We start from the raw sequence: 11,628 nt of genomic DNA, 5'->3' as shown, positions 1-11,628 counted from the left end.
TAGGAGTTGTGATGAATGTCATAGTTTTGTAAAAGAAGGGGTAAAAGCAGATCATTTGTAGGGAGTTTTAGTGAGAAATGAAGCCTAATAATGATTTTCTTTAATGGTTCACTGAAAAAGAACTAAAACATTTTTAATATCAAAAATAATTCAGAAGTCTTACCTTTTCAGCAGCATGAGTCAAAAAGAACCATATTTAACAAAGATGTTACAAACCTCACTAGATTTTTTTCAGGTCTATGGTATTTTTAACAATAACATTCAGAAAATTAAATTTTATTAAGCTTTGAATTTGAAAAGGAGGATTTTATGTAATGGTAAGTGCCAGTGATCATCAATTTAGCCAAATATATGACAAGCATAGTGATCAAATCTATAGCTATATATTCCTTTTAGTTAATGATCGGGCTACCGCTGAAGATTTAACACAAGAAACATTTATTAAAGCATTTCAATGCATCAATCAATTTAATCAAGAGTCGCAACTATATACATGGCTTATAAAAATCGCAAGAAATACAGCTATTGACTATTTAAGAAAAAAAACAAAATTCACCTTTCTTTCTATAGAACAAAACCATGTTCACCCAGATCAGCAATCTCCGGTTGAGATACTTATAAAGGACGAAAAAATAACTATTTTATATGAAGCAATCCGTAAGCTAAGGTTAAGTTATCGAGAAGTGATTGTATTAAGAAAAATAAAAGAATTCTCCATAAAGGAAACAGCAAGTATCTTAAATTGGAATGAAAATAAAGTAAGAATTACGACCTTACGAGCTCTAAAAGCATTAAAAAAAGAATTGAAAAAAAGGGGAGAAAGTTTTGAAGAAGTTTTCTCAAATCGATGAGTCACTTAAAGAGCTAAACATGCTGCATAGAGATATAGAAGAAAAGCATAAATCCTTTCAAAAAATCCAAGAAAAAATCAATCAATGTAGACCTAGAGAAAAAAGAGGGTATATCCATCTTGCGCATTCCGCTGCGCTTATTGCTGTTATTACTATATTTATTGGGCTCACCTATATTGAATGGAAGGACACACAAGCGATTAGCCCTTTTTTATCTGCATCAATTGATGAGACTATTCTTGCAACATCTCGATCAGAAAAAAGCTTTAGACCCACAGAATATAATTATGAAATTGATCACCGTACGTCTGACAATCATTCTTGGATTGATGTCATCACAAGTTTAGTGAATAATGGAAAGAGAGTGTCATATGTACCTGAAAATCCGCCTGCTTATGATTGCTTGATACGATTGGACAATGATCAAACGATAGAATTGAAGATATGGGTTGAACAGAATGAGGTATACTATAAAAAAAGGTCAGAACAAGTGTTTTACAAAGCAATTAAGGATGATAGGACTAAGTTTTTAACTTCTATGCAAGATGGATTTAAGGAATGAAACAGATAGGGGAACGAGATGAAAATATTTCAAGATGAACATATTGCTGTTTTTCAAAGTGCTTTATACAAAGTTTTATCAACTGTAATTGAAACGAATGATGCGATTATCGTGATTGACCCTGCAATGCTTCCTAATGAAATGGATGAAATAAGAAAAGAAGTAGATGAAAAACAAGGGAATAAAAGATTAGTATTAATTTTCACTCACGGTGATTTTGATCATATTATTGGTTACCAAACGTTCTTAGGGGCGACAGTAATCGGAAGTATTGGGATGGAAAATCATCCATTCAAGGAGAAAAAAGTACAATTAATAAATGAATTTGACAAGGACTATTATATTGATCGAGAATGTCCAATTGAATATCCTAAACTCGATATTGTTATACATACTGATGGTCAAAAAGTCCAATTTGATTCAACTACACTGACCTTTTATTTAGCTCCAGGACATACGAGCGATGGTTTATTTATCGTGATTAAATCACTAGGAGTTTGGGTAACAGGAGATTACTTATCAGATTTTGAATTGCCATTTATCAATGACAGTGCAGTATCCTACCAACAAACCCTGGAAAAATCAAAAGAAATAGTTGAAGCTAATAAGATACAGCTTCTTATTCCTGGGCATGGGAAGCCAGCATACACTCAAAGTGAGATGAAGAGAAGGATCCAGATGGCAGATGAATACCTAACTTCTTTAATACAGGCAGTGAAAAATGAGGATGAACATGAAATAGACAGATTAGGCGAGATGCATCATTATCCATCTAGTTTTACTAAAGGCTGTCATGAAGAAAATATTGAGGTAATTAAACGAGAATTATCTGGAATTGAATAAAAAAAGGTGGAGCGATAGCTTCACCTCTTTTTATTGGTAATTGAAGTGTTTAACAATTGGAGAGTTTTGCTTCATAAGTCATAGCAAATGGGACTCCAAAAGCCCTCAACGCAAATCTTAAAATAACCAGATGTTTTATATTTTGTACAATGCCAGCAAACCTTTTCCGCGTCTATGACTATATCATCAGAGTACTCAACGGTATTACCTTCATTCTCTGCAAGATTCTCCAAGCCTAGTGTCTGTGCCTCAGCAGCGATTGAAGCTGAGAAAAGTAATGCAGATAAGGTGAATAATATCGTGATGAATCCATAGATTTTTATTCTCAATGTTCTTCCCCCTTTAAAAGGTAATTTATTTAATATAATACCTTTTATTTCCAAGTTAGAAAATAGGAAGAAGTAAGCATATATTGTTTAATCAACATTTTTTAAATAATGATAGACCTCTTTTTTGCTTTGAAGAAAGGTCTCTTCAAGAAATAAATCCTCATTTCTTGGTCTTTGAAAGGGGACATCATAGCTTTTTTTAATTGCTGCAGGCTTTTCAGAAAGTATCAATATTTTATCAGATAAAAACAAAGCTTCTTCTATATTATGTGTGACAAAAAGAATGGTTGGCTGATGCTGTTCCCAGATATCTAACAGCCATCTTTGCATGTCGGCTCTTGTCAGTTCATCTAGTGCTGAAAATGGCTCATCGAGTAAGATGAGCGGTTGGGGGCTTAATAGCGCCCGGATAAAAGCTGCTCTTTGTTTCATTCCGCCAGATAATTCATGAGGATAAGCATGAACAAATTGTTCAAGCCCAGCTTTTTTTAACATAGCGATCGCTTTATCTTTGTCAACTGCTCCTTGTAATTCCTGACCTAGCACCACATTATTTAAAATACTTCTCCAAGGTAGGAGGGATGAAGACTGTGGCATATAGCTAATACTGCCTCGTTTTCCATTTATCCTTTTTCCATTTAAGACAATGCTTCCTTCATCAGGAGTCAACAGACCGCCAATCATATTGAATATCGTGCTTTTTCCGCTTCCAGAAGGACCAATAATCGATACAAATTCCCCTTGATCAATAGTAAATTGTAAATCATTAAGAACTTGATTGACACCGAAGCTTTTTCCTATACTTTCGAGTGTTAGTAATTTCATTTTGTCTCCCCCTCGATGGATCTCCAGCGTACAAGCTTTCGTTCAGCAATCAGGATGATTGCGAAGAATAACAAGCTAATGAGCATGATTGCAAAAATGGCAACAAAGACTCGGTCCGTGCGAAATGAGGAAGAAGCTAATGTCATATAAACACCAATCCCTGTTTTTGCTCCTAACCACTCAGAAATGACTGCACCCATCACACTGTAGGTTGCAGAAATTTTAATCCCTGAGAATAAGGAAGGGAGAGAAAAGGGGAGTTCGAGCTTCCAAAAAAGCTGTTTTCTATTTGCTCCCGCCATCATCATATAAGTTTTGAGATCTTGAGGTGTTTGTCTGAACCCATCAAGTGCTGCAATCGTAATTGGGAAAAAGCAGACAAGCGTAATGACAATAAGCTTGGGCAATAACCCAAATCCAAACCAGATGACTAAAAGTGGGGCAAGAACAATAATTGGTATATTCTGCGACAGAATGAGGAGCGGATAGACTGCTTCTCTTAGGAATGGAACGAGGTGAAGGACCATTGCTGTTAAAAGCCCAAATACCGACCCTAGAATGAAACCAAGTAAAGCTAATTGAACAGTTGATAGTAAATGAATAGAAAAGTTCGACCATCCAGTTATTGCTTCAGTAAAAATGGCTGCGGGAGATGGAAGGAGCCAACTGGGGGTATCGGCTAGTCTTACGGCAACTTCCCAAATAATGAATAAAAGGAGGAGTACAAATAACGAACTCCACCCTTTCAAGAATTGCTTCTTCATTAACGATATTTCTCCGTTAATGTCCCTAATGTAATACCCTCTGGCTGATAAAGAATCTTTATTTGAGAGATTACATTTTTGCTGCCGATTTCAATCATTCTTTTATTCATTTTTGCTATGATCTCAAGAAGCTGCTGCAACTCTCCTTCCATTGTTGTTTCTAATGGATGGACCTCATAGTTCACACCTGCTTCTTCAATTACTTTAATCGCCTCATCAACATAAGGAATAACATCTTCGCCATTTTTCGTTTTAGGAATGATTTGTATGCTGACTAAAGAGTTTGCCATCATTTTCCCCCCTCATTAGGTAAAAATTCATTTGTAAATGCTTTGTCTGCTTCTAGCGGCTTATCTAATAATTCATTTTCAAACATCCACTCTGCATAGTTTTCCCAAACAGACAGCTTCTGCTCCCCCCAGTTTGCCGCATCATCTTGATAACGAGGCGCAAGCCATTCCTGACTTTTTTTCACAAGCTCTTCATCTAAATCTGGTGCAGCTTCCAATAAAATATCTGCTGCTTCAGAAGGATTGTTGATCGCAAATTTATAGCCCTTTTCTGCAGCTTTTACAAACGCACGGACTGCTTCTGGCTGCTCCGCGATCATCTTTTCATTTGTTGCAAGAACAGGCGTATAGTAATCAAGCTTCTCTGTATAATCTGTTAAATAGACCATATTAATGTCTTCCCCGCGCAGCTCAGCCTCTACACCTGTCCAACCATAATAAATCCAAGTAAAGTCAACATCTCTTTGAACGGCAGTGAAAAAGTCGGTATCACCAATATTCATGATAGAAACATCATTGACATCTGCATTGTCTATTTTCATCAGAGAGTCAATAACAGATGCTTCTACAGGTGATCCCCAGCCACCATAGGTTTTTCCAGCAAAGTCCTTAGGAGAGGTGATGTTTTTTTCAGCAGGTGAAGCAAAGCCTGATGTATTATGTTGAATCACAGCAGCGATCGAAACAAGTGGAACATCTTGTACACGTGCTTGTGTAATTCCTTCTTGATAGCTGATGCCGAAGTCCGCTTTCCCTGAGGCGATTAGCTGATCTGCACCAGCATCACCAGGCATGATGATATCGACATCAAGCCCTTCCTCTGCAAAATAACCCTTCTCACGAGCAACGTATAAACCCGTATGGTTCGTGTTTGGCGTCCAATCTAGAACAAAAGTGATTTTTTCAAAGTCTTCCCCTTTACCGTTTGATGACTTATTATCATCATTATTAGCACCACAAGCTGTCAGCAAGAATATAGCAGATAATGCTGCTAACCATTTTTTCATGTGGACAATCCTCCTTAGTATGTATTTCTAGTATGATGTTTTTTCCTATTTCTAATAGGATTGGAAAAATAAAAAACGCCCAGAGAAATAAACCCGGGCGCATATCGTCAAACATATGAATGTTATGTAATATGTTCCCTACGCTGCCATGAAGCAGATCAGGTTCAAAGGGTTATCATCTAAAACGGATGAATTCTCAACCGGCCAAACCGGTCCCCCCACATGTCTTCAATATTAAATTATTTGTCGAATTTTGGCGGTGACAGGCACCTAAAATCAGGCGTTTTTTATTCCTTCATCATTATAGCAGAAGTGAGCAATTTTGCTAGTATTAACTGTTTATAGGGGGATTTTGAATTTGTTTCCTGTAAAACCATGGAAAGTATTGTGTTTGATGTGGTGGCGAATTTCGTGTTAATCTTATTCATGTTGTTTCGTTCCAATAAAAAAACATCCTTTCAAATGTTATTTTTGAATCCAAATCATTTAAAAGAATGGAGGAGAATTTATGAAGACGATTGCAAGTCTATTTGCAGGGGTCCTATTGTTTTCATTCCATTTCGTTCAATCAGAAGATAAACGCATCTATGCACAAACGCTGGATGATGTTGAGATATATACGGTTCAAAAAGGGGAAACCCTTTTTGATATTGCACTGCAATCAGGTGTACCAGAAATGGAATTGGAAAAAATGAACTACAAGGAATCTGACCAAATTAAAGCTGGCGAAAAGATAATTGTTCCAAAAAGTGAGATAACTGAAAAAGAGGAAGATTTACTCGCAAGACTTGTACATGCAGAGGCGAAAGGCGAGCCTTTTGATGGGAAGGTAGCAGTAGCCCTTGTTGTATTAAACAGAGTGAGTGATGAACGTTTTCCAGATACAATCAAAGATGTTATCTATGAAAAGAAACAATTTCAGCCAGTAGATAATGGCAGCATTAACAAATCAGCAGATAAAGAAGCGAAGAAAGCTGTTAAAGAAGCCATCGCGCTTGATGGGAAAACGGATGATGAAACAGTCTTCTTTTTTAATCCGCATATAGTAAGTAAAACGTGGCTGCAAACAAGAACAGTAACTAAAGAGATAGGGAACCATCGATTTGCAAAGTAGTTACCATGTCAAGCATTTATATGGCAATGGTCTTTTTTTTTTCACAAGATCTAACTTTATATATTAAATTCGGTAGAAGAGATAATCGTCATTTATAGAGATATACTAATAAGACTTGCCTTTATACCTTTTTCTACTATAATGTAAGGTGAAACGTAAATTATAGCAACTGGATTATGGCATAAAAGAAGGAGTGAGCGATGTGCTATCTAATATCGGTGTACCTGGTCTAATCCTAATTCTTGTACTGGCGTTAATTATTTTTGGACCAAAGAAGCTTCCTGAAATAGGAAGAGCAATGGGTGAAACATTAAAGGAATTCAAGAATTCAACAAAAGGGTTAACAAATGACTCTGATGACAATGAAGGTAAGAAAAAAACGGATTTAGAAAAATAATCTTATACTTAAGTTTGCCCCCACAATTCATGTTGTAGGGGTTTTATTTTTTATTAGTCATTTTCCTAATCAAGTGCACCATCAAGTGCAAGGTGAAATAAAGTAAGAATGACTGATACACAATGGCACATAACCGGTTTAATTAATAGAATGAATGTTATAAAAGCGAATATCCAGCCCTCAAGTTTTCATGTTTTATTAAGCGAGTAACAGGGATCTTAGAAATAACATTGCAAAGTCTCAACGAGAACGATAAAATTGAGGGTATCGCAGTTTGAATGATGAGTGATGAAAAACTGTTCAATTGTAACGGATATACAGAATATTTGTTGCTAATACAAATTTTAAAGTTTCTATAAGTGAGTGAGGAATTTATATGTCAAATTTAAAAGAAGAAGTACTCTCGCGACGTACTTTTGCAATTATTTCTCATCCGGATGCCGGTAAAACGACATTAACGGAAAAACTGCTATTATTTGGCGGTGCTATTCGGGATGCTGGGACAGTTAAAGGAAAGAAAACAGGCAAGTATGCAACAAGTGATTGGATGGAAATTGAAAAACAGCGTGGAATTTCTGTTACATCCAGTGTCATGCAATTTGATTATAATGATGCCCGTGTCAATATTTTGGATACACCGGGACACCAAGATTTCAGTGAAGATACGTACCGTACGTTAACGGCTGTCGATAGTGCAGTAATGATTATTGATGCAGCAAAAGGGATTGAGGAACAGACCTTAAAACTATTTAAAGTCTGCCGTATGAGAGGCATTCCTATTTTCACTTTCATGAACAAGCTCGATCGCCAAGCGAAAGCGCCGCTTGAACTTCTGGCGGAACTTGAAGAAGTCATGGGAATCGAATCTTATCCGATGAATTGGCCAATTGGGATGGGAAAAGAATTCCTAGGTATTTATGATCGTTTTAATAATCGTATTGAGCAATTCAGAGTGGATGAAGATGAGCGCTTTGTTACTTTGAATGACGATGGTGAAATAGATGGAGCCCATACACTAAAGGATTCTGGTTTATACGATCAAACGCTTGATGAGATTATGCTATTAAATGAAGCAGGTAATGAATTCTCTAGGGAAAGAATTGCAAAAGGAGAGTTGACACCTGTATTTTTCGGCAGTGCTTTAACGAATTTTGGTGTTCAAACATTCCTAGAGTCGTATTTGCAATTTGCACCACCCCCACAACCACGGAATTCTACGAATGGTGAGATTGATCCATTATCAGAAGAATTCTCTGGATTTATCTTTAAAATTCAAGCGAATATGAATCCGGCTCATAGGGACCGTATCGCATTCTTGCGCATTTGTTCTGGAAAGTTCGAACGAGGAATGTCTGTGAATGTGCCGAGAGTAGGGAAGCAAATTAAGCTTGCCCAGTCCACACAATTTATGGCTGATGATCGAAGTACAGTGAACGAAGCCGTCAGCGGAGATATCATCGGAATTTATGATCCGGGCACGTATCAAATTGGTGATACATTAACATCCGGTAAAAATCAATTCCAATTCGAACGTCTGCCACAGTTTACACCGGAATTATTTGTTCGTGTAACTGCGAAAAACGTGATGAAGCAAAAGCATTTCCATAAAGGGATTCAACAGCTTGTTCAAGAAGGCGCGATTCAGCTATTCAAAACGGTTAAAACAGATGATTATTTATTAGGTGCAGTTGGACAGCTTCAATATGAGGTATTTGAGCATCGAATGAAGAACGAATATAATACAGAAGTGCTCATGGAGAGATTAGGGTCTAAAATTGCGCGTTGGGTCGAGGATGAAGAAGTGAATGAGAATTTATCCAGTGCCAGGAGCCTGTTAGTAAATGATCGCTATGAGAAGAAAGTCTTCTTGTTTGAAAATGATTTCGCTTTAAGATGGTTCAATGATAAAAACCCGGATGTAAAGCTTTATAATCCGATGGATCAACAATAAATGATTGAAAAAAACGGCCTCCTTGTGAGCCGTTTTTTTGCTTATACTTTCCAGTAAGTTACGAAGCATTGGCTTTTTTGGACATATTAATTTGGAGTGACAAAAAATAAGTGAGTGACTAACAAAAATGTAGCCTCAACTAGGTCAAAAAAGTGAAGTGGTTTCTAACAGATTGGCTTCCTATTAATTTCAATTCACCTTAAAAAATGTTTTCTTGACATAATAAAAAACAGAAGGTATAGTAGTATTTACATTATACTTTAATGCATAAAAGCGTTTAAGTGGAATAGTGAAATAATAAAATAATATCTCAAATGTCTGCAGACAAGTAGAATAGATGACAGCAAAAGCTAGAGACTGAATGGCTGGTGAAAATTCAGGCATCATTTATTTGAATTACAACTGCACTAACAGGACATCTTTAAACATAAGAGGATAAGCTGCTGCTTATCAATTAGGGTGGTACCGCGGAGCTCCTTCGTCCCTAGTGTGGCGAGAGGGTTCTTTTTTGTGTTTTATTTGACTGATATTTTTTAGGAGGAATTTTTATGCATCAAGATGAAGCAGTCATTAAATTGAAATCAATTGAAGCATTGATCATAACTTTGGCTATACTAGGTGGAATTAGTTATGCAATTATTTTTGCTGAAGCACCGCCTCATATACCTGTCGTTCTAGCATTGATAGCATTAATTATTTTTGGATTATGCAAAAGAGTGAGTTTGAAGGAATTGGAAGCAGGGATCATTAGTGGGGCAAAGGCAGGGATAGGGGCAGTATTTCTCTTCTTCTTTATTGGAATGCTGATTAGCAGCTGGATGGCGAGTGGAACGATCCCTACATTTATTTTCTATTCGTTAGAAATCGTAGATGCCAATTATTTTTACGCGATTTGTTTCATTGTTGCTTCAGTTATTGGTATTAGTATCGGTAGCTCTTTAACAACCGCTGCCACAATAGGCGTAGCGTTTATGGGAGTTAGCCAAGCTTTAGGGTTGTCAGATGCGATTACAGCAGGAGCGATTATTTCAGGTGCTTTTTTCGGCGATAAAATGTCACCCCTATCAGATACGACTAACCTTGCATCGATGACGGTAGGTGTAGATTTATTCGAACATATAAAGAATATGAGTTTGACTACGATCCCGGTATTTATCATTTCATTATTGATATTTATCTTTTTATCACCAAGTGGCGCAGAAACAACCGATTTTGCAAAAATTGAAGCACTGCAAACCGGTTTAATGGATTTAGGTTTAGTGAAATGGTACACACTTATCCCTTTCGTAATATTATCGGTCATGGCATTCAAGAAGATATCTGCCATTATCACCTTATCAGCTGGGGTATTATCAGCCGTAATCATTGCGTTTGTTGTTCAGCAGGATATGGGATTACAAAAGATGATGGACATACTATTTAAAGGCTATGTTTCAAAAACTGGGATTGCGGATGTTGACTCCCTATTAACCCGGGGCGGGATGGAGAGTATGTTCTTTTCAATTACACTTGTATTGCTCGCTCTTGCTATGGGTGGGTTATTCATGAAGCTAGGCATCCTCACTGCTCTGCTTGAAGGAATAAAGAAATACTTAGTGAAAACATGGGCGCTGATTTCGACTACAGCCGGAACTGCTATTGGTATTAACTTTATGCTTGGTGAGCAATATCTTTCTATCCTTCTTACAGGAAATGCATATAAGGATTCATATGAAAAAGCAGGACTGCACCCGAAGAATCTTTCCAGAGTATTGGAGGATGCGGGAACAGTTGTGAACCCGCTAGTTCCCTGGAGTATCTGTGGTGTTTTTATGACAACCGTATTAGGTGTCCAAACATTAGATTACCTTCCTTTTGCCTTTTTCTGTCTATTAAGTCCAATTATCACGATTATCTATGGCATGACAGGTCTGACGATTAAAAAGGTGGATGAATAAATCATATTTATTCCTAGAAAAACAATAGACCAATTGAACAAAATGAAAGAAATAAGCGGCAATTAATGGGCTGTTTGCTTCTTTTTTATTATGGATAAATAATAGATGATGCGTTTTTTTAATCCTCGATACATATTCATCGGTTACACCTCTCTGGTATATAATGATTCCTTGGACTACATACAGCTATACATTCGTTCGTTGCGACATTTTACACATTTTCCTACTATAGATTTTTGTTTGTTAAAAAGAAGGGAGCTCTATTGACTTGATTATAAGCCATTTCTCCATTAAGAAATGGCTTACGTGCTGGAGGATTTATTAAAGCTAGTCCATGAGTCGAACGATAAAGGTAGAAAAATGGAAAGGCTAAGCAATTGCTTTTAGATATCGGCGCTGAATGATTCCTCCTGTTCATTTAATTTAGTAGAGTCCCCCCTTTTTTCACAGGGGGGGTGTTTTTGGCTTGTCCATTTTTATGAAAAATGAAGTAAGGTTGTTGGGATTAGCGTTGCATATGGAAGTTTAAAAAACAGCTTTATATATTTGGGGCTATTTGGGAGGAATAAGGTGTTCCCAGCGTGTGGAGAAGCGAGAAAGCCCGTGACTCTGCAGGAGCGTAGCGGCGAAGCGGCCAGGCGCTCGCCCCGCGGAAAGCGAACGGTAAGTATTGGAACATCTCACCCCATCTTTTTTCGAAATTAAAGGATTTGCCTGCAGCTTTCAGGTATTTATCTTTTTCTTTGTAATATATTTGT

At 37.0% G+C, this 11,628-nt stretch carries 12 protein-coding genes and 1 riboswitch; of the genes, 7 read left to right on the top strand and 5 right to left on the bottom strand.

Annotated elements, in window-relative coordinates; all coding sequences use genetic code 11:
• Positions 1–314: 314 nt before the first annotated feature.
• From J2S17_RS13230 to J2S17_RS13220, 3 genes are read left to right on the top strand one after another with little or no spacing between them, the layout of a single operon-like run.
• Positions 315–851, top strand: a complete 537-nt coding sequence (locus J2S17_RS13230) for an RNA polymerase sigma factor (protein WP_307475565.1) — start codon at positions 315–317, stop codon at positions 849–851.
• Entirely contained in the window at positions 826–1,413 is a 588-nt protein-coding gene (locus J2S17_RS13225; protein ID WP_307475564.1) for a hypothetical protein, read from the top strand. Before J2S17_RS13230 ends, J2S17_RS13225 begins: the two co-directional genes overlap by 26 nt.
• 18 nt (positions 1,414–1,431) lie before the next feature.
• Complete coding sequence (locus J2S17_RS13220; RefSeq protein WP_307475562.1) at positions 1,432–2,256, top strand: MBL fold metallo-hydrolase; 825 nt, start codon at positions 1,432–1,434, stop codon at positions 2,254–2,256.
• Between the two features lie 71 nt (positions 2,257–2,327).
• On the opposite strand, the gene J2S17_RS13215 is transcribed toward J2S17_RS13220, so the two are convergent.
• From J2S17_RS13215 to J2S17_RS13195, 5 genes are all read right to left on the bottom strand, one after another.
• Positions 2,328–2,585 carry a hypothetical protein gene (locus J2S17_RS13215; RefSeq protein ID WP_307475560.1) on the bottom strand — a complete coding sequence of 86 codons (258 nt, stop codon included), beginning with the start codon at positions 2,583–2,585 and terminating at the stop codon, positions 2,328–2,330.
• 87 nt (positions 2,586–2,672) lie between these two features.
• Positions 2,673–3,410, bottom strand: coding sequence for an ABC transporter ATP-binding protein (locus J2S17_RS13210; RefSeq protein ID WP_307475558.1), 738 nt, complete (start codon positions 3,408–3,410; stop codon positions 2,673–2,675).
• Positions 3,407–4,174, bottom strand: a complete 768-nt coding sequence (locus J2S17_RS13205) for an ABC transporter permease (RefSeq protein WP_307475556.1) — start codon at positions 4,172–4,174, stop codon at positions 3,407–3,409. The genes J2S17_RS13210 and J2S17_RS13205 overlap by 4 nt, the downstream gene beginning before the upstream one ends.
• A complete protein-coding gene (locus J2S17_RS13200) occupies positions 4,174–4,464 on the bottom strand; it encodes a thiamine-binding protein (protein WP_307475554.1) in 291 nt (96 codons plus the stop codon). The genes J2S17_RS13205 and J2S17_RS13200 overlap by 1 nt, the downstream gene beginning before the upstream one ends.
• Positions 4,464–5,471, bottom strand: coding sequence for an ABC transporter substrate-binding protein (locus tag J2S17_RS13195; protein WP_307475552.1), 1,008 nt, complete (start codon positions 5,469–5,471; stop codon positions 4,464–4,466). The genes J2S17_RS13200 and J2S17_RS13195 overlap by 1 nt, the downstream gene beginning before the upstream one ends.
• Positions 5,472–5,589: 118 nt before the next feature.
• Positions 5,590–5,701, bottom strand: a riboswitch (TPP riboswitch).
• A gap of 278 nt (positions 5,702–5,979) precedes the next feature.
• Between J2S17_RS13195 and J2S17_RS13190 the strand changes: the two genes are divergently transcribed.
• The 4 genes from J2S17_RS13190 to nhaC all read left to right on the top strand — a co-directional run bounded on the left by J2S17_RS13190 (position 5,980) and on the right by nhaC (position 10,870).
• Entirely contained in the window at positions 5,980–6,585 is a 606-nt protein-coding gene (locus J2S17_RS13190; protein ID WP_307475550.1) for a cell wall hydrolase, read from the top strand.
• 202 nt (positions 6,586–6,787) lie between these two features.
• Positions 6,788–6,982 (top strand): twin-arginine translocase TatA/TatE family subunit, encoded by a 195-nt coding sequence (locus tag J2S17_RS13185; RefSeq protein ID WP_307475548.1) that lies wholly within the window; start codon positions 6,788–6,790, stop codon positions 6,980–6,982.
• 376 nt (positions 6,983–7,358) lie between these two features.
• Positions 7,359–8,933: a peptide chain release factor 3 gene (locus J2S17_RS13180; protein WP_307475546.1), complete on the top strand. Its 1,575-nt coding sequence runs from the start codon at positions 7,359–7,361 to the stop codon at positions 8,931–8,933.
• A gap of 548 nt (positions 8,934–9,481) precedes the next feature.
• On the top strand, positions 9,482–10,870 hold the full coding sequence (gene nhaC, locus J2S17_RS13175) for a Na+/H+ antiporter NhaC (RefSeq protein ID WP_307475545.1): 1,389 nt from the start codon (positions 9,482–9,484) through the stop codon (positions 10,868–10,870).
• Positions 10,871–11,628: the final 758 nt, after the last annotated feature.

This window comes from Cytobacillus purgationiresistens, from assembly GCF_030813235.1.
Taxonomy (GTDB): Bacteria; Bacillota; Bacilli; order Bacillales; family Cytobacillaceae; genus Cytobacillus; species Cytobacillus purgationiresistens.
Note: the sequence above shows the minus strand (reverse complement) of the source record. Positions and strands in the feature narration are given on the sequence as shown.